At 65.3% G+C, this 23,794-nt stretch carries 19 protein-coding genes; 9 read left to right on the forward strand and 10 right to left on the reverse strand.

What is annotated here, in order from left to right; translation table 11 throughout:
- The first annotated feature begins 24 nt into the window (after positions 1–24).
- From IVA82_RS28020 to IVA82_RS28035, 4 genes are all read left to right on the forward strand, one after another.
- Complete coding sequence (locus IVA82_RS28020) at positions 25–1,230, forward strand: mandelate racemase/muconate lactonizing enzyme family protein (protein WP_247384961.1); 1,206 nt, start codon at positions 25–27, stop codon at positions 1,228–1,230.
- Between the two features lie 639 nt (positions 1,231–1,869).
- Positions 1,870–2,052: a response regulator gene (locus IVA82_RS28025; protein WP_247384963.1), complete on the forward strand. Its 183-nt coding sequence runs from the start codon at positions 1,870–1,872 to the stop codon at positions 2,050–2,052.
- A gap of 29 nt (positions 2,053–2,081) precedes the next feature.
- Entirely contained in the window at positions 2,082–2,534 is a 453-nt protein-coding gene (locus IVA82_RS28030; RefSeq protein WP_247384966.1) for a response regulator transcription factor, read from the forward strand.
- 302 nt (positions 2,535–2,836) lie between these two features.
- Positions 2,837–3,808 (forward strand): HAMP domain-containing sensor histidine kinase, encoded by a 972-nt coding sequence (locus IVA82_RS28035; RefSeq protein ID WP_247384968.1) that lies wholly within the window; start codon positions 2,837–2,839, stop codon positions 3,806–3,808.
- 66 nt (positions 3,809–3,874) lie between these two features.
- On the opposite strand, the gene IVA82_RS28040 is transcribed toward IVA82_RS28035, so the two are convergent.
- From IVA82_RS28040 to IVA82_RS28050, 3 genes are all read right to left on the reverse strand, one after another.
- On the reverse strand, positions 3,875–4,231 hold the full coding sequence (locus IVA82_RS28040) for a hypothetical protein (RefSeq protein WP_247384970.1): 357 nt from the start codon (positions 4,229–4,231) through the stop codon (positions 3,875–3,877).
- Positions 4,232–4,626: 395 nt separating this feature from the next.
- The gene (locus IVA82_RS28045) at positions 4,627–5,220 is read right to left on the reverse strand and encodes a DUF2147 domain-containing protein (protein ID WP_247384972.1); all 594 of its coding nucleotides are present in this window, start codon (positions 5,218–5,220) and stop codon (positions 4,627–4,629) included.
- Between the two features lie 106 nt (positions 5,221–5,326).
- Complete coding sequence (locus IVA82_RS28050; RefSeq protein WP_247384974.1) at positions 5,327–6,355, reverse strand: NAD(P)/FAD-dependent oxidoreductase; 1,029 nt, start codon at positions 6,353–6,355, stop codon at positions 5,327–5,329.
- Between the two features lie 181 nt (positions 6,356–6,536).
- Between IVA82_RS28050 and IVA82_RS28055 the strand changes: the two genes are divergently transcribed.
- Positions 6,537–7,004: a thioesterase family protein gene (locus IVA82_RS28055; RefSeq protein ID WP_247384975.1), complete on the forward strand. Its 468-nt coding sequence runs from the start codon at positions 6,537–6,539 to the stop codon at positions 7,002–7,004.
- Between the two features lie 13 nt (positions 7,005–7,017).
- Here IVA82_RS28055 and IVA82_RS28060 read toward each other — a convergent pair whose 3' ends face one another.
- On the reverse strand, positions 7,018–7,338 hold the full coding sequence (locus tag IVA82_RS28060; protein ID WP_247332540.1) for a 2Fe-2S iron-sulfur cluster-binding protein: 321 nt from the start codon (positions 7,336–7,338) through the stop codon (positions 7,018–7,020).
- A 278-nt stretch (positions 7,339–7,616) separates the two neighbouring features.
- The gene (locus tag IVA82_RS28065; RefSeq protein WP_247384999.1) at positions 7,617–7,991 is read right to left on the reverse strand and encodes an Hpt domain-containing protein; all 375 of its coding nucleotides are present in this window, start codon (positions 7,989–7,991) and stop codon (positions 7,617–7,619) included.
- A 397-nt stretch (positions 7,992–8,388) separates the two neighbouring features.
- Here IVA82_RS28065 and IVA82_RS28070 point away from each other — a divergent pair, with 397 nt between their 5' ends.
- Positions 8,389–14,226 (forward strand): negative regulator of septation ring formation, encoded by a 5,838-nt coding sequence (locus tag IVA82_RS28070; protein WP_247493649.1) that lies wholly within the window; start codon positions 8,389–8,391, stop codon positions 14,224–14,226.
- Positions 14,227–14,468: 242 nt separating this feature from the next.
- Here IVA82_RS28070 and IVA82_RS28075 read toward each other — a convergent pair whose 3' ends face one another.
- Genes IVA82_RS28075 through IVA82_RS28085 form a run of 3 tightly spaced genes read right to left on the reverse strand, consistent with a single transcriptional unit; the run spans position 14,469 to position 17,270 of the window.
- Positions 14,469–15,347, reverse strand: coding sequence for an MlaD family protein (locus IVA82_RS28075; protein WP_247384978.1), 879 nt, complete (start codon positions 15,345–15,347; stop codon positions 14,469–14,471).
- A gap of 16 nt (positions 15,348–15,363) precedes the next feature.
- Positions 15,364–16,134: an ABC transporter ATP-binding protein gene (locus IVA82_RS28080; protein ID WP_247384979.1), complete on the reverse strand. Its 771-nt coding sequence runs from the start codon at positions 16,132–16,134 to the stop codon at positions 15,364–15,366.
- A gap of 2 nt (positions 16,135–16,136) precedes the next feature.
- Positions 16,137–17,270 carry an ABC transporter permease gene (locus IVA82_RS28085; protein ID WP_247384980.1) on the reverse strand — a complete coding sequence of 378 codons (1,134 nt, stop codon included), beginning with the start codon at positions 17,268–17,270 and terminating at the stop codon, positions 16,137–16,139.
- A 132-nt stretch (positions 17,271–17,402) separates the two neighbouring features.
- On the opposite strand from IVA82_RS28085, the gene dgcA reads away from it, so the two are divergent.
- The gene (dgcA, locus tag IVA82_RS28090) at positions 17,403–18,398 is read left to right on the forward strand and encodes an N-acetyl-D-Glu racemase DgcA (protein ID WP_247384981.1); all 996 of its coding nucleotides are present in this window, start codon (positions 17,403–17,405) and stop codon (positions 18,396–18,398) included.
- Here dgcA and IVA82_RS28095 read toward each other — a convergent pair.
- On the reverse strand, positions 18,368–19,564 hold the full coding sequence (locus tag IVA82_RS28095; RefSeq protein WP_247384982.1) for a major facilitator superfamily domain-containing protein 6: 1,197 nt from the start codon (positions 19,562–19,564) through the stop codon (positions 18,368–18,370). The two genes, dgcA and IVA82_RS28095, sit on opposite strands and share 31 nt — an antisense overlap.
- 75 nt (positions 19,565–19,639) lie before the next feature.
- Between IVA82_RS28095 and IVA82_RS28100 the strand changes: the two genes are divergently transcribed.
- On the forward strand, positions 19,640–20,926 hold the full coding sequence (locus tag IVA82_RS28100; protein WP_247384983.1) for a hypothetical protein: 1,287 nt from the start codon (positions 19,640–19,642) through the stop codon (positions 20,924–20,926).
- 369 nt (positions 20,927–21,295) lie between these two features.
- On the opposite strand, the gene IVA82_RS28105 is transcribed toward IVA82_RS28100, so the two are convergent.
- Positions 21,296–21,691 carry a hypothetical protein gene (locus IVA82_RS28105; RefSeq protein ID WP_247384984.1) on the reverse strand — a complete coding sequence of 132 codons (396 nt, stop codon included), beginning with the start codon at positions 21,689–21,691 and terminating at the stop codon, positions 21,296–21,298.
- A gap of 233 nt (positions 21,692–21,924) precedes the next feature.
- On the opposite strand from IVA82_RS28105, the gene IVA82_RS28110 reads away from it, so the two are divergent.
- Positions 21,925–23,703: a caspase family protein gene (locus tag IVA82_RS28110; RefSeq protein ID WP_247384986.1), complete on the forward strand. Its 1,779-nt coding sequence runs from the start codon at positions 21,925–21,927 to the stop codon at positions 23,701–23,703.
- The last annotated feature ends 91 nt before the right edge of the window (positions 23,704–23,794 follow it).

The following is a 23,794-nucleotide window of genomic DNA, read 5'->3' on the forward strand; positions in this document are numbered from 1 at the left end:
GCAAAAACGCCAAGAGGACGTTCAATGTCCGGCATCACGACTCTTCGCACGATCCGCATCGACGAGCGGCCGAACCTGATCTGGGTCGAGGTCGAGACCGACGAAGGACTGACCGGCCTTGGCGAAAGCTTTCGCGGCGCTCAGGCCGTTGAGGCCGCCGTGCATGAGCTCGCGGCGCCGCTGGTGCTCGGCCAGGACTCCCGCCGGATCGAGGCGATCTCGCGCCAGTTGCTGACGCCCTATCTCGGCTTCCACAGCGTCAGCGCCGAGGTGCGCGCCGCCAGCGCCATCGACATCGCGCTATGGGACATCAAGGGCCAGCGTCACGGCATTCCCGTGCACGAGGCGCTCGGCGGCGCGAGCCGACTCGAAATCCGCGCCTACAACACCTGCGCCGGCTACGCCTACAATACCAGGAGCGCCAAGCGCCGCGAGATCGGCGCGGACGATGCCGCGCTCGGCCCCTATGACGACCAGATCGCCTTCATGCGCGACGCCGGAGCGCTCGCCGAAAGCCTTTTGAGCGAAGGCTATGGCGCCATGAAGATCTGGCCGTTCGACCCCTTTGCCGCCAATGGCGGCCATTCGATTTCGCTGACCGACCTCAAGACCGGTCTCGAACCGTTCCGCAAGATCCGCGCCGCCGTTGGCGAGCGCATCGAGATCATGTGCGAACTGCACAGCCTGTGGGGCGCGCAGACCGCCGAGCGCATCTGCCGCGCGCTTGAGGATTACGGCGTGTTCTGGGTCGAGGATCCCCTCGGCAAGATGGATGATGTGCAGGGCCTCGCCGACCTCAGGCGACGCGTGAAAACGCCGATCTGCGGCAGCGAAACGCTGGCGGGCGCAGCAAGCTTCCGCAATCTGCTCGCGGCCGACGCCATTGACGTCGTGATGCTCGACATCGCCTGGTGTGGCGGCTTGAGCGAGGCGCGCAAGATTGCCGCCCTCGCCGAAGCCTACAACAAGCCGCTTGCCCCGCACGATTGCACCGGCCCGGTCGCGCTGATGGCGGGTCTGCATCTGGCGCTGCATGCGCCCACCGCGATCTTCCAGGAGGTCGTGCGCGCGACGTTGTCGACCTGGTATCGCGATCTCGTCACAGCGCTTCCGACAGTGACCAACGGCATCGTGTCAGCACCGCGTGCCCCCGGTCTCGGGCTTGCGCTCAATCCGGACTTGCGGCGCCGCGCGGATGCCGTGGTGCGAGAGTCTCGATACGAAGCGTAGGCGCGACCGACGCGAAGACACGCGACAGCACCCGCGAAACCGTCCGGAAACATTGGCGCGGTCGACTTCTTTCCCCACTTCATCGCTCGCGCGTCACGCCCGCCGATGCCGACCATGACGGTCCAGTTGCCCGAGGGCGAAGGCAGCATCGGTACGTCGAACGGAGGGCTCGGGGTGAACGCAGTCTGCGCCGACGCAGAGTGAGGGATCGCCAGGATTGCAGCCAGTACGGCAAGGAAGGCGGTCGTCCGCCGCTCATTCACCGCGAGATGGAGAGCGGCTTCGTCAAAATATTTCATTAGGGGCCCCGGACCGGCCTTTGTGGCCGAGTCGACTGGTGTGGTTGGAGCCACAGCATGTCGTCCGGCAAAATTGCCCCAAGATTGCAGGGCGCAAGCGCCGCCCCCGATACATTCCCCGCCGGCGCCGCCGGACCAACATTGCCCGAACATTGCCGAGACGCGCTGACACTCCAGACTTTGATCGCCCGTGTCGGTCGGCCGCTTCGTTGTTGCCTTTTATTCGCCAAGCTCGCTGCCTTAAACGGAACCCTGCGCACGAGCCGAAACGCCAGAGAATTCGGCCAGGGAGCGTCACGGTCAGGGTTCGATTGCCCCAGCAGAGTCAAGGACCACCCGCGTGCGCTCCCTCGTGATCGAAGACGAACCGCAGATCGGCGCCTATCTCAGCCGTCTGCTCGAGCAATTGCACGGCGTCGTCGACCTCGTCGGCTCGATCGCCGATGCCCGTCAGGCGCTGGACAACTTCAAATATGATCTCGCGATCGTCGACCGGATGCTGCCCAGGTGGTCACGGCGCTGAGCCGATCGCCGGAACGCCCGGCGATCATCATGCTGACGTCCAACGACGGCACGGAGGATGTCGTCGATGGACTCAACGGGGGTGCCGACGACTATCTCGGAAAGCCGTTCGAGCCGCAGGAACTGATTGCGCGGGTGCGCGCCGTATTGCGGCGGCCGCGGCTGCTCGCACCCTCGGTGCTGTCGCTCGGTAATGTCGAGCTGCATCTCGGCAGCAACGAGGCGGTCGTCGCCGACACCAAGGTGCTTCTGCGGCGGCGCGAGGCGCTGATCCTCGGGGCGCTGTTGATGCGGCGCGACCGCGTCCTCACCCGCGCCGCACTGATCGAGGAAATCTACGGCTTCGACGACGAGATCGAATCCAACACGCTGGAAGCGCAGGTCTCGCGCTTGAGGAAGAAATTGGCCGAACTCGGCGGCGACGTGGAGATCCGCAGCATGCGAGGCATCGGTTACATCCTGCGGCTGGCAAAACCTCGATGACGTCGATCGCCCGAACGTTTGCGCTGTCGCTCGGCGCCGCCGTGACGACCATCTCCTGATCATGCTTTCGTGCCGCAGTGATCGAGGGGAAAAATCTGACCATCCGTTCGACCAGCGCCCTCGAGGAATTGAAAGCGGACAGCCCGAACCTCTGGTAGGGCAACCTGGTCGGCGAGTACGGCAGCGAACGCCGCCCTGCCCTTCCCTTCGCGTTCCCCTATCATGGGCTCGTCGGCTCTTCCGTCTTCGACACGCTCGACCAGACGAGCACCTTCTGCCTTGCCGTCGTGCAACGAGATTCGTTGCAACTCGCAATGATGGTCGGCCAGCATCAGGTCCGGTTCGGCCGGATCGCGAGAAACCTTCTCTTCCGCAATGCATTTTCGATCGCGCTGGTGGCGCTGGCCTTTGCGGTGACCGTCGCCATCGGCTCGGCCCTGGCCGCACGTTTCGTCTCACGGGGTATCGAACGGGTCCCACGTCGCGCGCTCGCGATTGATCCATCGGCCCAGCAAGGTTCGATATCCCTGTCCGGAGTGCCCTTTGAGCTGAAGCCCCTCGTCGAGGCGCTGAACCGCGCCTTCGGCGAGATCGACGCCTACATCAGGATGCAGCGCCGCTTTCTTGGCAATGCCGCCCATCAGCTCCGCACGCCGTTGACGCTGCTGCGCGCGAAAATCGAGGATGTGCCTGATCCAGCCCTGAAGGTCGAGCTGGTGCGAGACGTCCGCCGTCTCACTTCGCTCGTCTCGGCCATGCTCGACCTGGCGCGATTGCAAAATCACGCGATCGAGAAGCGGCCGATTGACCTTGCCGACATAGCGCTGGATGTGCTGGCCGATTTCAGTCCCTCGGCGCTGGACGCCGGCATCGAGCTTGCACTGGAGCATGCCGGGAAAGGTCCGTTCCTGGTGCAGGGCGTGGACGCCGCCGTTCGCAGTGCGCTCGCCAATCTCGTCGGCAACGCACTCATCCACGCCCACGGTGCGCGGCGCATCGTCGCCACACTCGGCCCCGGCAGCATCTCGATCTACGATGACGGCGCGGGCCTGCCCGAAGGCACCGAGCACACGCTGCTCGAGCCCTTTCAGACCGGTAACTCGACGAGCGATGGCTCTGGACTTGGCCTGTCGATCGTCCGCGAGATCATGGTTGCCCATCGCGGCGAACTGATCATCTCGTCCGCGCCCGGCTGCGGCACGACAATGAGCTTGCGCTTTCCCAAGGCGGCCGCGACGGCGAAATCCCAGCTCGAGGAGCTGCAAGCGCGTTAGCGAGGCGCACTAAGCACTCCTGTCATTCCGGGGCGCGCCAGGCGCGACCCGGAATGACGCTCATCTCTACGTCATGCTGCCCGGCATGAAGCAGCGCACGCGCGGGTGGCCGTCGATATAGTGCTTCCACACCATGGTGCGGCCGATCTTGTTCGGCTCCGTGATGACCGCGCCGTCGGGCACGATGACCCATTCGCCGTCGAGCTGCACGCGATAGCGCCCACGATCGGACTCCCAGTCGACGTCGGCCACGACATAGCCGTCGGCATCCGAGCAGCATTGCCCGTATTCGCTATGCAGGCTCTCAAACCAGGGTTTTAACGGCGAGGTGGCGTAGCGCCCGTCGTCTCGCGCAAGCGCGGACGTCGCCAGCAGCGTCGCCAGCCCCAGCAGTGCCGCCGCACACGGTCTTGCAAATCTCATGTCGTCTCCCGCGGATCGCAATCATCGCTGCGGGGGTAAACGCTGCCGTCCGCCGTCCGCACGGTGTGCGGCAGGCGTGGAGACGGCGACTCATCCCCCAGCAGCTTTGCCGACAGCTATGCAAATCCGGCGCCAGCGCGCATTCCGGGGAACTACTGGAGCGAAAGTGCGGCATGAGCCACACACTCGCTGTCATCGCCCGACCCTGATCGGGCGATCCAGTATTCCAGAGAAGGCGAAGAGGATACAGAGAAGCCGCGCCGTACTGGTTTCCCGCCTGCCCCCTTCGCTAAAGCTTCGGCGCCCCTGGACCTCAACCCCGGCGTAGCCGGGTCGCGGGGAATGAGAGGCTGCGGCTACGGCTGCCACCCACCATAACAGCGGTCGGCGGCGCCCTACTGCTTCGGCGGCGCCATCATCGCGCCGCCCTTTTTCGCCGCGGGTGCCGGTGGCGGTTTGGGCGCGGCGGCCTGAGCGGGCAGGTATTTGGCGACGATGGCGGGGTCGACCTGCGCGATGTTGGCGTCCGGCAGGCGGGTCCAGGTCTCGTCCTTGCCGAACAGGGAGATCCCGAGAAAACCGCGCATGGTCAGCGTCTGCCCGTCCGGGCTGACCTTCATGTTGGCCTTCCAGATCTGGCCGTCGCGCGGATTGAGCACGTTGCCGCCCTCATACTTCAATCCATCGCGCTTCATGTCGCGGATAAAAGAGAGGCCGAGCACCGGCGCGTTCTTGCGATCGTCCGTGCATTTCGCGCAGACCTCGTTCGGATCGTCGCCGGGACGCGGAAAGGTCTTTGCGATCACGCCCTCGAAGATGCCGTTGTGATCGACGAACAGGAACCATCCCACCGTCTTGCCATCTTCGACCTTTTGCCAAAGGCCTGCAGCAGTCGGCTGGGTCTGCGCCGCAGCTGGGCTCACCGCGCCGAGCGACAGCGCGAGCGCCAGGAGCGAGAGCAGCCGAAGGCCGGGAAAGAGATTCAGCATTATGATCACCTTGCTAGCCCGCGACTTGAGTGGCCGCAGACTACGGCGATTTCGCGAACGGTTCCAGCACCAGAAACATGGGGCGTCGCCTCCCCGCCCGCCGCCATCAATTGACGCCAAGCTTCTTTTGCAGGCTGGAGGACGAAGTCGTGTACTGGAACACCAGCCGCTTATCCGGATAGACGTAACGATGGGCTTTTTGCGACATCAGCGCGCCCTCGTGGAAGCCGCACAGGATAAGCTTGATCTTGCCGGGATAGGTGTTGATGTCGCCGATCGCGAAGATGCCGGGCACGTTGGTCTCGAACGCGGATGTTTCGACCGGCACCAGATTGTTCTCCAGCGCAATGCCCCAGTTCGCGACCGGTCCGAGCTTCATGGTCAGCCCGAAGAACGGCAGCAGGGTGTCGCAGGCGATCTCGGTGATGCTGTTGTCGTTGCCCTTGATGGTCGCGCCGGTGAGCTTGCCGTCGCTACCGGCCAGCGCGGTGACCTGGCCGAGCCTGAGATCCATCTTGCCGTCAGCCACCAGCGCGCGCATCTGCTCGACGCTGTGAGGCGCCGCGCGAAATTCGTCGCGCCGGTGCAAAAGCGTGATGCGCTTGGCGAGCGGATACAAATTGAGCGTCCAGTCGAGCGCGGAATCGCCGCCGCCGACGATCAGCACGTCTTTGTCGCGGAACGTCTCCATCTTGCGCACGGCGTAATGCACCGAGGTGCCTTCATAGGCTTCGATCCCCGGCACCGGCGGGCGCTTAGGCTGGAACGAGCCGCCGCCGGCCGCGATCACCAGCACCTTGCACTCGAACACCTTGCCGGCGTCGGTGGTGCAGCGAAACAAGGGATCGCCGATCTTCTCCACCGTCTCCACCATCTCGCCGAGATGGAAGGTCGGATGGAACGGCTTGATCTGCTCCATCAGCGCATCCGTGAGACCCTGGCCGGAGACATGCGGAATGCCGGGAATGTCGTAGATCGGCTTTTCCGGATAGAGCTCGGCGCACTGGCCGCCGATCTTGTCGAGGATGTCGACGAAATGCGTCTTCATGTCGAGAAGGCCAAGCTCGAAGGCGGCGAACAGGCCGCAGGGGCCGGCACCAATAATCAGCACATCGGTTTTGATCGCGTCGCTCATGTCGTCTCTTTATCGATCGTTGTCGGTGGGACGGCGCCCAGCGGGCAGAGGAACCCTGCCTGTCTAGCCAACGGGGATGGATCAGGGAAGGCATAAAAGCGGGAGCGCCCCGCAGCCGCGCCCACTTGCCGGGTCAAAATAACTGGGATGTAACGAGGAAGGATATGACGGAGATCAACCGGTGAACGCACCAAGCCGCCTCGATACGACACCGCGCCTGGAGGACTTCCCCTATCGCCTCGGTGACAATGTCCGCTTCGGCGATCTCGACCCCAACCAGCACGTCAACAACGCGGTCTACGCCACCTATTTCGAGACCGGCCGCGTCACCTTGATGAAGAGCCCGCAATATGGGCTGACGCCGCCGGGCCTGGCCTGGATCATGGTGCGTCTCGACATGCATTTTCGCGCCGAGCTGCGCTGGCCCAATACGATCGAGCTCGGCCTTGGCGTCGTGAAGCTGGGACGAACCTCGGTCACCTTCGAGCAGGTCGTTTTCTCTGAAGGAAAATGCATCGCGTCGGCAACGTCGGTCGGCGTCATGCTCGACGAGACGACGCGTCGTCCGGCACCGCTCACTGCGGAGATCATCGCCAAGCTGAAGCCCTGGCACAAGCGGGGCATCGAAGTCGTCCCGCCTGCCGCATAGAACAGAGGAATGCTCAGGCCTGGCGTTCCGGTGTCGCCACCACGAGGCCATCGAGCTCGTCGGACACCTTGATCTGGCAAGACAGGCGCGAATTCGGGCGCACGTCGAAGCCGAAGTCGAGCATGTCCTCTTCCATCGGCGTCGGACTGCCGACCTTCTCGCGCCAGGCTTCGTCGACATAGACATGGCAGGTGGCGCAGGCGCACGCGCCGCCGCATTCGGCCTCGATGCCGGGAACGCTGTTGCGGATGGCGGCTTCCATCACAGTCGCGCCGTTCTCGACGTCCACCGTACGGGTTTCGCCCTTGTGATCGACAAAGTGAATTTTGGCCATGTGTGCTCGTGCTGCCGCGATCTAGGGAATAAAGGAGGGTCCGGGCTGTCCTATAACGGGTCGATCAGCCCGGCGCCATAGCGTTTTGATGCGAAGTGGATGCCGATCCGCGTGAAGAAAACGCGTCAAAACAAAAGACTAGGTGCGCAAGGCAGCCGCATCCTGCGGGCGCCGGCCTAGAGCGTTTTCTAGCGAAGTGGACCCCGGTTCGCGTGAAGAAAACGCGTCAAAACGAGAATCTAGAGCCCCGTTCCGATTCAATCGGAACGGAGAAGCCTCTAGTGCTTCAAGATCGCCTCGATCGCGGCGCGGACCTCGGCCACCGCCTCCTTCAGCGCGGCGAAAGCATCGGGCCGGCTGTGGCCGGTCCGGATCGCGGTCTCCAGGCTGGCGGCGGCATCCGCCACGGCAAAGGCGCCAATTCCGCGCGCCGAGCCCTTGAGCTTGTGCGCGAGTGCCCCGGCCTCGGCAGGCATCGCCGCCATCGCCGCGACCAGCCGGATCGTCTGTTCGGCGAACATCGCCAGCACTTCCTGTTCCAGCTCGGCATCGCCGAGAGTCATGCGCGAGAGGTGGTCGAGGTCGAGCGGGCTGTCGACGGGCGCAAGCGGGGGCGAGGGCATCCATTCCATCCGTTGCAGATCAGGCGTCATGGCGCAGGCCCCGGCATCGCGCGACATTCCGCCGGTCCGGCGGCAAGGTTCCGCCCACCCAAGCATGGAAATGGTTAACGAAATGTTTGGACCGTTTTACGCAATTCCGCCGGTTTATTGACGAAAAGTCGCCGCAATCAGCCGAGTTCGGTGGAGAATTTCATTTGTTGCTAAGGCGTTAGGGCGCGATCCTGTTAACGATGATTAAGATTGTCTTAACCGCGGGCATTTCATTCGCGACGCTCTGCCAATAGGATGTTGCGGAAATTGGCGGACAAGCCGTCCGGGTGGGGATGGCTCGGAGATCCGCATAAGCGGCATGATCCGATCTGTGGGCTTGCGTCGCGCGCAGGGCTCGCGGGGGGACGCGTACAAGTAACGAGGGCTCGGACTGAACATGGCGAACACTCCGAAAAAGGTCAAAGACCCGACAGAAGTTGCGCTTTCTGCGATCCAGGAAGCCCTGAACATCAGCGACACCGCCGCGGACACCAGCCGCAACGCGTCGATGCGCAATGAAACGGCGCCACAGGTGGCGCCGCCAACGCCTCCCATGTTCGACGAACCGGCCTTCGAGCCGCGTCAGGCCGCCAACGAGCGGGCCGTGTTCGAGCCGATGGAGGAGCCCCGGACCTCACGCCGCGCCGCCAATGACGACCGCGAGACCATCGGCCAGTTGCTCCAGGCGCTTCAGAAGGGCCGCCCTGCCCGCAGCGTCTACACCTTCGCCACCATCTTCGCCGGCATCTGGCTTGCAGCCTGCGCTGCGCTGAGCGTCGGCTTCCTGCCCTCGATCCAGGCTGCCATGGGCCAGAGCGGCGGCGTGCTCGTCGTCGCCGGTCTGATCGCGATGTTCTTTGCGCCCATCATGCTATTCTACTTCCTAGCGAGCCTGGTCTGGCGCGGCCAGGAAATGCGCATGATCGCACAGGCCATGGCGCAGGTGGCGATGCGCTTCTCCGAGCCGGAAGGTTCGGCTTCCGATTCCATGGTCACCGTCGGCCAGGCCATCCGCCGCGAGGTCGCGGCGATGGGCGACGGCATCGAGCGCGCGATCGCGCGCGCCGGCGAACTCGAGACGCTGGTCGCCAACGAGGTCGCAGCGCTGGAACGCGCCTATTCCGACAATGAAGTGCGCATCCGCGCCCTGCTCCAGGACATCGCACATCAGCGCGACAACCTGGTCGGCCAGGCCGAGCAGGTTCGTAGCGCCATCTCCGGCGTGCAAATTGATCTGCGCCACGACATCGCGCTGATCTCGGACGCGATCGCCTCGCGCGTCGACGAAGTCGCCAAGAGCATCACCGGCGCTTTGGAAGAGCGCGGCGCCCATATCACGGGGGCACTGAGCAACGCCGGCGACAACATGATCCTCGCGCTCGGCGAGCGTGGCGGCGATCTGCTCGACCGTCTCGAGGAAGCCAGCAACGAGACCACGCGCGCGGTGCTCGACGCCAGCGAGCGACTGACCACCAGCCTCAACTTCAAGACCGGCCACGTCCACGACGAGTTCGTCGACCTCGCCGATCGCGTCCACGAGATGCTGAACGAGCGCATCGACCGCATCACCGGCGAGTTCGAGCAGCGTTCCGCCGCGATCGTCGACGGCATCTCCGAGCGCACCGAGCAGGTGCACGACTCCCTGAAGAATTCGTCGGACTCGCTGCTCCTCGAGCTCGAGCTGCGCTCCAACGATCTCTCCGCCAAGATCGACGACGCCGGCAACCGGCTTGCCGGCCAGATCATGACCTCTGGCGACAAGGCGAGCGAGGCGCTCGACGCCACCGTCAACACGCTGGTCGCCAAGGTGGTGAGCCAGACCGAGACCGCGCACGATTCGCTGTCGCTCCAGATGAGCGCGTTCGATGAGCTGGTGAAGAACCAGGGCTCCGAACTGGTCGAGAAGTTCGCCCGCGACTCCGGTACGCTGGGCGCGTTGATCACGCGCCACATCTCCGAGTTCGACCGCACCGTGAAGACCTTCGGCGGCGAGATCGTCGAGCGCTTGGGCCAGCGCACGCAGGACATCGCCGAGACGCTGAAGACCTATGTCGACAATTTCGACACCCGCTTCACCTCGAACGGCGGCCAGATCACCGCGCAGCTCGACCAGCGCCTGGTGCAGTTCGAGACCACGATCGGCGAGCGCGTCACCAACCTCGACTCGTCGCTGAACGGCAAGATCACCAGTCTCGACGGCACCATCGGAAGCCACATCAAGACCTTCGACGAGCAGCTCGGCGGCCGCGCTGCGGCCCTCGAACAGTCGTTCGATACCCGCGCGAAGTCCGTGACCGAGACCATCGATGAACGCCTCAACACGCTCGCAACGTCGCTGACGGATGGCGCCACCCAGGCGATCCAGTCGATCGACTCGCGGCTGACGCATCTCACGAGGACGCTCACCGGCGGCGCATCCCAGGCGCTCGAATCCATCGACTCCCGCCTCACCCAAATGACGACGTCGCTGACCGACGGCGCGTCGCAGACGATCCAGACGATCGACACGCGGCTGACGCATCTCACGACGACGCTCACCGGCGGCGCATCGCAGGCGCTCGAGTCCATCGACACCCGTCTCACCTACCTGACCTCCGCGGTGACGAACGGCGCCTCGCAGGCCGTGCAGTCGATCGACACGCGTCTCAGCCTCCTGACCTCGACGCTCACGGACGGCACCGCGCAGGCGATCGAGGCGGTCGACCGCCGCATCACCGGCGTCACCGAGGTGATCGACGGCCGCAGCATGCACCTGACCGACACGGTCACCGCGCGCTTCCAGGATATCCAACAGGCCATCGAGACCAAGGTGGGCTCGGTCGCCAACGACATCGACGTGCGCGTGGCGCAGTTCGAAGACCTGCTCGGCTCGCGCGTCGAGGCTGTCGCCGGCCGCATCGAGAGCAGCGGACGCCAGGCCAGCGAGGACATGATGTCCCGCGCCGAAATGATCTCCACCACCATTCGCTCGCATGTCGAGGACGCCGAGCGTTCGCTCACCAACCTCGTCGTCAACACCAGCGAGACGATCCAGACCGGCGCCCGCACCGCCCAGCAGTCGCTGATGACGGTCTCCTCCGACGTCAACGCCCAGCTCAAAATGACTTCCGCCGAGGTCGAGCACGCGCTCACCGCGGTGGGCACGGGCGCTGCCAACTCGATCCTGACCAGCGCCCGCGAGGCGCAGTCGACCCTGGTCGCGGCATCGGGCGATGCGTCCAACCAGATCAAGTCGCTCTCGGCCGACGTCGAACGCACGCTGTCGGCGGCAGGCTCGGCAACCGCGGCCTCGATCCTGGCCGGCGCCCGCGAGGTGCAGACCACGCTCGTCACCGCCTCTTCGGACGCGGCCAACCACGTCAAGACGCTCACCGCCGACGTGCAGCGCTCGCTGTCGATGGCCGGCTCCGCTACGGCCGAGTCGATCACTGCCGGCGCACGCGATGCGCAGAGCACGCTGATCGCGACCTCGACCGAGACCGCCAACCAGATCAAGGCGCTGTCCTCCGACGTCCAGCGCTCGCTGTCGATGGCCGGCTCCGCTACGGCCGAGTCGATTACTGCCGGCGCACGCGATGCGCAGAGCACGCTGATCGCGACCTCGACCGAGACCGCCAACCAGATCAAGGCGCTGTCCTCCGACGTCCAGCGCTCGCTCTCGATGGCGGGCACCTCCACGGCAGAGACCATCATGACCGGCGCCCGCGAGGCCCAGAACACCCTGGTCACGGCGTCTTCGGACGCGGCGAGCCAGGTCAAGTCGCTCGCGGCCGAGATGCATCGCTCGCTGTCGCAGGCGGGCCAGATGACCGCCGAGACGATCACGACCAGCGCGCGCGACGCCCAGAGCACCCTGCTCGCGGTCTCGGCGGAACAGACCGGCCAAGTCCGCTCGCTGGCGGCCGAGATGCAGCGCGCGCTGGCGACCGCCGGCGGCGCCACCATCGAGGCGCTCACCAGCGGCGTGCGCGAGGCCCAGGGCACGCTGATCTCCGCATCGAGCGATGCGGCGGGTCAGATCAAGTCCCTGACCACGGACATCGAGCGCACCCTGACCGCGGTCGGTGCCGACACGGCCTCGACCATCCTCAACAGTGCACGCGAGGCGCAGAGCTCGCTGACCTCGACGTCGGCGGACGCCGCGAGCCAGATCCGCACCATCTCGACCGAGATCGAGCGCACCCTGAGCACGGCTACGGCCAATGCGACCAACGACATCCAGACCAGCGCGCTCAACGCCCAGAACGCGCTGATCAACGCCTCCAACGAGGCGAGCTCGCGGGTCAAGTCGAGCTCGGCCGATGTCGAGCGTTCGGTGCTCGCCGCCAGCAGCAGCTTCGGCCAGGCCATGACCGGCAAGACCGACGAAATCGTCACCTACGTGCAGCAGCAGTCCGACCGCCTCGCGAACATGATCGACGCCAAGCGCGGTTCGCTGGTGGATGCGATCGGCTCGAAGACCAGCCAGCTCACGCTCGACATCGACCGCGTCACCTCCGACGCGCTGAAGTCGATCGAAACGCGCGGGCACGCGTTCTCGCAGACCATGATGGGCAACGGCTCCGAAGTCGCCCGCACCATCAACTCGGCGAGCGAGATTGCCACTGGCGCGGTCAACAAGTCGCTCAAGGACCTCGAGCAGGCCTCGCGCGCGGCGATCGATCAGTCGCGTCAGGTCTCGATCGCGGCCGTCACCGAGATGCAGGAGACCAGCAAGATCCTGCGCACCGACACGGTGGCCCTGTTCGAGCGCCTGCGCGAAGGCAACATCCTGCTCCAGGAGGTGCTGACCGGCGCCCACGACAACCTCAACTCGCTCGAGCGGGCGCTGGTAACGCGTGTTGCCGATTTCGTCTCGGCGATGAACGACGTCACCTCGCGCAACGGCGCGGCGACCCAGAACCTCGAAGACCAGCTCAACGTCTTCAACAGCAAGACCACGAAGGCGCTGCTGGATCTCGGCGAGCTGTCGACCCAGTTCGACGCGCACGGCAAGGCACTCGTCGATGCCGCGCAGGTCGTCGAGCAGAGCAACAAGAACACCACCGCTTCGCTCGCCGAACGCAAGCAGGCGCTGGAATCCCTCGTCACCACGATCGACCTGCGCACGACCGATCTCGACCAGCGGCTGTCGCGTTTCACCGGCCTGCTCGATGAATCGCTTGCCGCCGCCGAGGAGCGTGCCCGCGACATCGCCCGCGTCGTGGCGGAGACAGCCGGTGCGGGATCCGCCGCGATCACCCGCCAGTTCGAGGCGGTGCGCTCGGCCTCCGAAGAGGAGCACCGTCAGACCATCGAGACCATGCACGACATCTACCGCCAGACCACCGACGAGGCGGATGCGATGTTCAAGCAGTCGGCCGAGAAGTTCGGCAACCTCGTCTCCAGCATGAAGCAGATGGCGTTCGAGATGCACAACGAGCTCGAAGCCACCCGCAACGAGCTGCGCCGCGGCGTGCTCGAGATGCCGCAGGAGGCCGCCGAGAGCACTGCGCAGATGCGCAAGGTGATCGTCGACCAGATCGAGGCGCTTGCCGAGCTCAACCGCATCGTGGCCCAGCATGGCCGCGGCCTCGACGTCACCACGACGGGCCGCGCCACCGTGCAGCAGCGCCAGGACGAACCGGCGATGGCAGCGGTCGGCGGCCGCGGCACCGAGACGCGCATGCGCGACACCGGCAGTGCCTCCACCCTGCCTCCGCCGGATCTCGGCATGCCGGCCTCGCGCCGCACCGAGGCGCCGCCGGTCGCACCGGCCGGCAACGACCAGGGTCGTGACGGCTGGCTGTCGGACCTGCTGAGCCGCACGGACGCCAACCAGGGTGCTCCGGCCGGACGTGAGGCCCCGCGCGGTCGCGCGGCACCCGCTCCGCAGCCGCAGGCGCCGCAGGGTGGCGGCAATCCGCTGGAATCGCTGTCGCTCGACATCGGCCGGCTGATGGACCGCAACCTCGCCTCCGAGATGTGGGACCGCTACCAGCGCGGCGAGAACAAGGCCTTCACCAAGCGCCTTTACACGCCCGCCGGCCAGAAGGCCTTTGACGAGGTCGCCCGCAAGTACCGCGCCGACCGCAACTTCAAGGGCACGGTCGACCGCTATGTCGCCGAGTTCGAGCGCCTGCTCGACGAAGTCGCCCGCGACGGCCGCGGCCCGCAAGAGCTGCGCAACCACCTGACCTCGGAGACGGGCCTGGTCTACACCCTGCTCGCGCATGCTGCGGGACGGCTGGGGTAAGACGAAGCTCGCCAATGGCGGGGAGCGAATAGCGAATGAAAACGGAGGCCTTACGGCCTCCGTTTTTTTGTTTGGGTTCGTCATTTGCGCCAGTAACTCACCGCGCCATTGGGGAATTGCGGCGTCTCAACAAGCACCGTCATTGCGAGGAGCCCTTGCGACGAAGCAATCCAGACTGCTTCCTCGGAGGAAGTCTGGATTGCTTCGCTTCGCTCGCAATGACGGAGGAGAGAGGGAGGCCGCTACTGCCGTTTGCGCTCGTTCGCGGGTATGGGCTTCGCCGGCTCAGGCGCGGGCGCCGGCGGTGGCGCGCTGTTGCTGGCGCCGAACAGCACGCGGGTCGGATTGCGATCAAAGTTGTTCACGGCGCGGCTGATGTCGCCGAGGGTGCGGCGGCCGTCAGTCATCAGGGCGCCGGAGCGCTTGTCGAAGTCATCGGCCAGTTCGCGGATCGACTTCACGGCCTGGAACAGCTCGCCGCCATCCTTGCCACCGGCCAGCGTGTTGAGGCCGAGCATGAGGCTGTCGGCCTTGAGCACCACGCCGTCGACCTTGGCCATCACGCCATCGATCTTCTCGGAGTTGCGCGCGAGCGAATTGGTGAAGGTCTCGAGGTTCTTCAACGAGTTCTTCACCGACTCCTGATTGTCGGCGACGATCTTGTTGATGTTCTGGAGCGTGCCGCGGATCGCCTCGGTGACGTCCTGGAGCTTGTTGGGATCGGCCGTCAGTGTCGGAATGCCGTCCTCGTCGAGCGGCGGCGCAGGCGCCGCCTCCTCGCCGCCCTTGAGCGAGATCGCGGCAACGCCGGTGAGGCCCTGGAATTCGAGACCGACGAGGGTGTCCTTGCGGATCGGGGCGTTGTTCTCGACCATGGCGAGTGCGACAACCCGCCGCGGGTTGTCGAGCTTCACCGAGACCACCTCACCCACCCGGATACCGTTGAAATTGACGCTACCGCCGTTGCGCAAGCCTGCCGCCGGGCCCTCGAACACGACGCGCAGCGGGCTGCGCTGCTTGGTGGTGTGCAGTGACTGGAACCACAGCACGAAGCCGATCGCCGCGGCGATCACCGCCAGCGTGAACGATCCGATCAATACGTAATTTGCCCGCGTTTCCATCAGCTACTCCGGCACCTCAGCCCATCACCGCGCGAGCGCGCTTGCCATGGAAATATTGCCTCAGCCAGGGATGCTGCGAGGCCTGCATGTCGGCGATCGACCCTGCCGCAATGATCTTACCGTTCCCTAAAACGGCGATGCGGTCGCAAGCTGTGTAAAGGCTGTCGAGGTCGTGCGTTACCATGAAAACGGTCAAGCCCAAAGTGCGCTGGAGCGTCCTGACCAGCTCGTCGAAATCGCCGGCGCCGATCGGATCGAGGCCCGAGGTCGGCTCGTCCAGGAAGACGAGGTCCGGATCGAGCGACAGCGCGCGCGCCAGCGCCACGCGCTTGATCATGCCGCCGGAGAGCTCTGACGGAAAGCGCTCGGCCACCTCGGGCTTGAGGCCGACCATGGTGAGCTTGGCGATGGTGATCTCGTCCATCAGCCGCTGCGAGACCCGCAAATATTCGCGCATCGGAAACTGGATGTTCTGCCGCACGGTCAGCGAGGAGAACAGCGCGCCCTGCTGAAACAGCACGCCCCAGCGCCGCTCCACGTTGCGGCGCTGCGATGTATTGGACGCATCCAGATCGACACCGAACACCTCGATGCTGCCGGCAACCTTCGGCACGAGTCCGATGATGGTGCGCGTCAACACCGATTTGCCCGCACCGGAGGGGCCGACGAAGCCCAAAATCTCGCCGCGCTTGACGTCGAGGTTGAGGCCATCGAGTACGCGCGTCGTGCCGAACTGCACGGTGATGTCGCGGACCCGGATGATGGGGTTTTGGATATCGCCAGCCATCGTCACATCCCGATCGAGGCGAAGAAGATCGCGAACACGCCATCCATGACGATGACGAAGAAAATCCCCTTCACCACCGAGGATGTCGTGTGCTGTCCAAGCGATTCCGCGCTGCCCTGCACAGCTAACCCCTCGACGCAGGCGACGATGCCGATCACGGCAGCCATCACCGGAGCCTTGACGATGCCGACGATGAAATGGTCGATCGAAATGGCGTCGCGCAGCCGCAGCAGGAAGGCTTCGGGCTCGACGCCGCCATAGAGCCAGGCAACGAGACCGCCGCCGTAGAGCGCGGCCATGGCGCCGAGGAAGGCCAGGATCGGCAGCGCCAGCACCAGCGCCAGCATGCGCGGCAACACCAAGACCTCGATCGGATCAAAACCCATGGTGCGCAGCGCGTCGATCTCCTCGCGCATTTTCATCGAGCCGAGCTCGGCGGTGTAGGCGCTGCCCGAACGGCCAGCGACCATGATCGCGACGAGCAAGACGCCGATCTCGCGCAACACCAGCACGCCGAGCATGTCGACGACGAAGAGATCGGCGCCGAACCGGCGGAAGTGGAAAATGCCCTGCTGGGCGATGATGCAGCCGATCAGGAAGGTGATCAGCACCACGATCGGCACCGCGCGCCAGCAGACCTGCTCCAGATGATGCACGGTCGAGGTCAGGCGGAGCGAGCGCGGATGGATCAGCACGCGCCCGCACGCCGCGAGCACCGCGCCGAGCATGTCGACCAAGCCTGCCACCGTGCCGGCAACACCGGCCACGGCCCGGCCGATCTGCTCCAGCATGCCGGTGATGGTGATCGCACCGGTGTCGATCACGGGCGTGGCCCTGACCCGGCGGACCTCGTCGACGAGAGTCGAATAGTTGGCGGAGAGGCCTGCGATCTGCGCCTCGACGGCACCCTGGGTGAGGCTGCGACGCAGCCGCTCGATCAGCCAGGCGCCGAAAGTGTCGAGCTGGGCGATCTCGGACACGTCGATGAAGATGCTCTGCGATCCGCCGGCCAGCTTCTCGGCGTCCGCGACCATCCGTTCCAGGACCGGCGCGAAGCTCGCGGTCCAGGTTCCGGTGGCGCAGAGTGCCAGCGCATTGCCCTTGGCAATCCGCTCCAGCTTCGGATCGCTATTCAAGATGTCCGCTCCCTGCCAGGGCGGAGAAAAAGTGATGGATGCGCACGCGCCCTTACCTAGAAAAGGTACCCCAGCTGGCCATTGTTAGTTGCAACAGGTAACTAGCAGGTTCAGATTTCGCCAGAGTTCAAAATGACTTCCAGCAAAGTTCCGGCCTTGGCCGCGCGAATCGAGCGCTTCCCGATCGCCGGCAGCTTCACGATCAGCCGGGGCGCCAAGACCGAGGCCGTGACCGTCGTAGCCGAGGTCAGAAGGGACGGCCAGACAGGCCGCGGCGAGTGCGTGCCCTATCCGCGCTATGGCGAGACCCCGGAAGCTGCGCTTGCGGCGATCCAGGCCATGCAGGACGCCGTGGCTGGCGGTCTCACCCGGCAGGCCCTGCAAGCCGCCATGCCGCCAGGGGCCGCCCGCAACGCGCTGGATTGCGCCCTGATCGACCTCGAGGCCAAGGCGGCGGGCCTGCGCGCCTGGAGCCTCCTGGACCGCCCGGTGCCGGGCGAGCGCACCACGGCCTACACCATCTCGCTCGGCACCCCCGAGGCGATGGCGGCCGCGACCGCCAGGGCGGCGCACCGGCCGCTGCTCAAGATCAAGCTCGGCGGCGATGGCGACGACGCCAGAATCGCGGCGGTGCGCAAGGCCGCCCCCGAATCGGAGCTGATCGTGGACGCCAACGAGGCCTGGACCGAGGCCAATCTGGAATACAACCTCGCCGCCTGCGACGCCGCCGGCGTCACCCTGGTCGAGCAGCCGCTGCCGGCCGGCAAGGACGACGCGCTGGCGCGGATCAAGCGGCCGCTCGCGGTCTGCGCCGACGAGAGCGTGCATGACCGCTCTTCGCTTGCGTCGCTCCGCGCGCGCTATGACGCCGTGAACATCAAGCTCGACAAGACCGGCGGCCTCACCGAGGCCCTCGCCATGGCCGATGCGGCGCAGGCGCTCGGCTTCGAGATCATGATCGGCTGCATGGTCGCAACCTCGCTGTCGATGGCACCGGCGATGCTGGTCACCCCGCAGGCGCGCTTCGTCGATCTCGACGGTCCCCTGCTGCTGGCACGCGACCGCAATCACGGGCTGCGTTACGACGACAGCCTGGTCTATCCGCCGGACCCCTCGCTCTGGGGATGAGCCTTGAGCCGGTGCCGCGCCGACCAGATCAGGAGCGCACCGAGGCCGGCCATTGCGGCCATGACGTAATACAGCCCGTCGCCGATGCGGGCGTAGATCGCGCCTGATGCGATCGAGGTCGTCGCGCCCAACATACCGATGCAGGCGGCATAATAGCCCTGCCCGCGCGCGATCTGATGCAACGGCACGCGCTGCACCAGAAGATTCATGGTGCCGAGGATGGTCATTCCGAAGGTCAGGCCGTGCCCCAGTTGCACGAGCGCGAGCAGCGCGAGCGGCGGATCATGGGCGGTGACGACCCAGCGCACGACGGCGCTCGCGCCGCCGATCGCCATCAGCGAGGATGGATGCAGCGAAAAGCGCGGCGACAGCGCGAAGACGACGATCTCGGCGATCACGCCGAGCGTCCAGAGGCCGGCGATGGTCAGCCCGCCGAGGCCATGGGCCTGCCAGTTGATGGCCGAGAACGTGTAATAGGCGACGTGACTGCCCTGGATCAGAGCCGCCGAGAGGATGACGGCCCAGAAGCCGGCATCGCGCAGCAGCGCCTTGCTGGCGGGCATCTCCGCGCTCCTTCGCCGCACATCGTCCAGCGGCCGGAGCAACAGGCTGGCGAGCACTGCCACGACGGCCCATGCGACGATGACCCAGATCAGCTCTTGCGCGGCAACGATGTCGACGAGATAGCCGCACGCGAGCGAGCCGGCGGCGAAGGCCGCCGAGCCCCACAGCCGTACCGGCCCGTAGTCGATGCCGTAACGGGCGACGCCGCGCAGCGCATAGGCGTCGGTGAGCGGGATCGTCGGCGTCCACATCATGCAGGTCAGCGCATAGATCACGAGCAGCGCCAGCGGCTGCTGCTGCAAGCCAACCGCGGCAAAGCCCACCGCCGTCGCCAGCACCGACACCATCATGCCCGCGCGAACGGCATGGCGCTTTTCGGCAAGGGCCGTGGCGTAGGGCAGCGTGGTAAATCGCGTGATTGCCGGCAGCGCGTTGATGATGCCGATCCAGGCGGCGTCGATGCCGATCGCCTTCAGCCAGACCGGAAAGAACGGCAGATGCGTGCCCGAGACCGCGAACACCGCCGAATAGAACAGCGCCAGCCGCACGGCGAATCGCCGCTTTTCGAACGCTGCGATGGGGATTTGTGATTCGGGCGCCATCAAACCAATTGCGATTCGGTCGATATCGTGGTGATCGTTAGCGTAACGCGTAGTGATTTGCGCGACGAGAATGACATGGCCTCTGAAGCATTTGCCCTCTCGCCTATGTCTGCCCGTGCGGCCGAGCCGAACGAGCAGGACTACGACGCGATCCGCGAAGCCTTCATGGAGACTGCGCGCGGCCGCTGGTTCCTTGGCGAATTTGCCAGGCGCAACCGCAATGCCGACACCAGCATGGTGCTCGATGCGGTCGCGAAAATCGAGGAAACCCTTGCGGCACAGCGACAAACCGTCATCGAGGACCGCTTGCCCGAGGCGCTGGTCCAGATCCGCCACGCCATCCGCGAGGCCGAGACGATCGCGATCGCAGCGTTCGACCCTGCCGCGGCCGAGGCCAGCGTCGGGCCGATCCAGCGCGGCGTGCGCATCATCAAGGAGATCTCCTGGCGCTGGCGCGAGATCGGCGCCGATGGGCGAATCTGCGATCTGATTGATTCGCAGCTCGCCGCCATCGAGAGCGCCTGCACGCAGGTTTTGAGCGTCGACCCGCGCGCCGACCTTGCGGCCGCTTTCGATCTCCTGAAGGACCGGGTCGCGCAGACCGATGGCAACGACAGCGCAGCGCCGCAGGCGGCGGCGCCGCCCTCCCCGGCGCAGGAGGCCCCCGCGATGGCGAGCGAAGCGCCCGATATCGCCGCGGCTCCTAAAACGGAAGCGGCCGTTGAAGCGATGTCTCTGGCCGGGCAGGCGATGGACGCAGCGGTCGAACCGGAGGTCATCGCCGAAAGCCATGTCGCGGTGGAAGAGAGCTTCGCCGCGGCTGAGGACGCGCCTGCCGCCCTCGCCGAGACCGCCGAAGAGCTTCCGTTCGATGCGGCCGCGGACGCCGAGGACGAAGCCGTGCTTGAGCGGATCGCGATGGAGATGGCCGCGCCCGATCCGGACTTCGACGAGTTCGTCGAGCCCGTCGAGATCGCCGCGGCAATTCCCGAGCCGATTGTCGCGGAAGTCGGAGCGCCGATCGCCGCCGAAATCCCGGAGCCGGTCGCGCCCGAGCCGGCCGCAACGATTGCGGAAGAGCCGCAGGCAGCCGAGGCGCCGATCGCGATGGAATCGCTCGCGCGCCTCACCGATGCCATCGCAGCGGCCGCTGCCGAGGTGATGGAGCGCCCCGCGCCGGCGATGGTATCGACCGCAACGCTGCCGATGCCCTCGCCCATGCCCATGGCAATGCCCGAACAGTCACTCGGCGCCACCATCCTCGCCAGCGGCATGCTGCAAAAGCCCCGCACTCCCGCCAACGATCCGCTGGCCCCGCTCCGCCGCATGACCCAAGCCGAAAAGATCGCGTTCTTCTCGTAAGACAAGGACGCGCAACTCTCAATTCCGTCATTCTGAGGTGCGAGCAGCGCAGTGCATTTGCACTGCGCTGTGAGCCTCGAAGGATGAACGGCCGGAATGCTGCTGGGCCGTCGCCCTTCGAGGCTTGCTCCGCGGCGCGTTTGCCCCGCGACGCGCACACCTCAGGGTGACGGTGAGAGAGAGGAGCACGCTGCTTGCTCTCGTCGTTGCGAGTGCAGCGAAGCAATCCAGACTGCCGCCGCGGAAAGACTCTGGATTGCTGCGCGGAGCCTGTCATCGGGCCGCGCTTCGCGCGGACCCGTTGGCTCGCAATGACGGAGTATCAGGCAGCAGCGCCGCTCACGCGCATGTCCCGGACGCTCCGGCTCCTCACCCGCAATTCCACACCGCGCCGATCGGTGTCCGCGTCCAGCATGGACCGAAGCTGCCGCCATTGTAGCGGCCGCCGCCAAAGCCGGGCCGGCCGAAATAGTGCCAGTCGCCATCCCAGCCGTAATATTGGGGGACCGGATCGATGTACCAGTGGCGGCGATCGCTGCGCGACATGCGGCGCATCGCCTCCTTCTGTTTGTAGAGCGGAATGCTGTTGCTGAGCGGCTGGCGATAGCCCGGCAGGAAGCCGTAGCCATGCCAAGCTTGCGCCGGCCGTTTCTTGATCGGCGCAGCCGTAGCTGCAATCGACATCAGCGACAGAATGATGGCAAGAGATAGACACACGAAGCGCGACATGAGTTCACGATAGACAGTCGGTTTCGAGAAGGCCATTCAAATTCGAGTGCAAGATGCTTGCAGCATCACGGACCAATCGAATCATCCTGAACTTGCCCTAGCTGATCATGCCCTTCCTGATCAGGAAGCATCCGTAGCCCCTGCTGTCTGCGTGATTCAGATCACGCATGGGACCATGGTGATCGCGATCACGGACCAGAGGGTCGAACGCGGCCAAGCTTGCCGGCAACCAATCTCGTATCCGAGATGAAGTGCCAAAGGAGCACGCCATGTTCCGCTTAAAGCCTTTCCTGATGTGTGCGGGCCTGCTGGGGAGCCTGATTGGCTTCGCCTGCGGTCCCGTTTCCGCGCAAGTCGCCCCTGTCGAGCCTGCGCCGACCGCGCTGCAAGGTCCGGAGCAGCGGGTGGCGCTGGTGATCGGCAATTCGAATTACCAGAACGCGCCGCAGCTCCGGAACCCCGACAATGACGCGCAGTCGATGGCGCAGTTCCTGAATTCGGCCGGCTTCGAAGTGGTCGCCGCGACCGACCTGACCCAGAACGACATGCTGCGCGTGGTGCAGGACTTCTCCGCCAAGGTCGCTTCGCGCGGTCCCAACACGGTGGCGATGGTCTATTACGCCGGTCATGGCGTGCAGCTCGCCGGCGAGAACTATCTGGTTCCCGTCGACGCCAGGGTTTCCAGCCCCACCGAACTCGTCAACAACTCGGTGCGCCTCGTCGACGTGATGTCGACGCTGGAGGCGATCCCGAGTCGCATGCGCATCGTCATCCTCGATGCCTGCCGCAACAACCCGTTCCCAACCATCAACGACGCCGGCCGCGGCCTTGCCATCGTCGATGCGCCGAACGGCTCGATCGTCGGTTACTCGACGGCGCCGGGCGCGGAAGCGCAGGACGGCACCGGCGGCCACAGCCCCTACACCCAGGCGTTCCTCAACGTCGCGCGCGAGCCCAACGTGCCGATCGAGCAGCTGTTCAAGCGCGTGCGTCTCGAGGTCAACCAGACCACCAGCGGCGCGCAGATTCCGTGGGAAAGCTCGTCGCTGACCTCGGACTTCGCTTTCTTCGGCGACACCGCTGTTGCCGCGAGCCGTGCGCCGGTGAACGCGCCGGTGGTGCAGATGGCCTCCAATCTGCCGAGCCGTTCGACGCGTCAGGCCTATGACTACGTCGTGTCCGAAGGCCGCCCCGAATACTATCAGGAGTTCATCCAGATGTATCCGCACGACCCGCTGTGCGACCACATCCGCTGGCTGCTCTCCAACCTCCAGATCTCGCAGGCCTGGCACAAGACGGTGCTCGCGAACTCGCCGGTCGCCTACAAGAGCTTCTATGACAGCTACAGCAACAGCCCCTATGCGCCAGTCGCGCTGAAGCTCCAGGCGCAGCCGAAGCTGGTCCCGTTGATGCAGGCGACCAAGTTTCTGGCTCCGCAGAACATCAACCCGACCTTCAAGCTCGGAAATCTCGACCAGCCCAAATACAAGCCGCTGGTCCAGCAGGGCAATGGCGCGCAGATCAGCGGCAACCTGCCGATCGTGCAGAAGCCGGTCGACAGCAACATCATCGGCGAGCTCGGTCATGGCGGCCAGATCGTCAATTTGCCGGCGGGCCACCAGCAGAACGGCACGCCGTCGCAGACCCCGGGCAAGATCGTCACCCTGCCCGCGCCGACCAACACCACGACCAACAACGGCGGCATCGGCAAGATCGTGACGCTGCCCGCGAGCAATAACACGCAGAATTCCGGCAACCCCGGCAAGATCGTCAGCATGCCGGTGAATGTCGGCAAGGGTGGCGCGAATGTCGACGTCAAGCCGGTTCAGACGCAGACCAACCCGATCCGCATCAATAACGGCAACACCGGTATCGTGAAGCTCAACAACAATCCGGTGAACAAGATCCAGGTGCAAAACAGCCAGCAGAACAGCCGCCCGCAACTCAATACGATGCCGAACCGCATGGGCGGTAACAATTTCCGGCAGTCGATGAACCAGGCCCCGAGCATGAGTGGCGGCAACAACCATCGGAGTTTCATGCACTGATCGCGAAGTAACGGTGTGCGCTCCCTCTCCCGCTTGCGGAGAGGGAGATCACATATGAACATTCACGAAAGATCGTCATGCCCGGGCAAAG

The organism is Bradyrhizobium sp. 142 (assembly GCF_023074015.1).
Classification (GTDB): Bacteria; Pseudomonadota; Alphaproteobacteria; order Rhizobiales; family Xanthobacteraceae; genus Bradyrhizobium.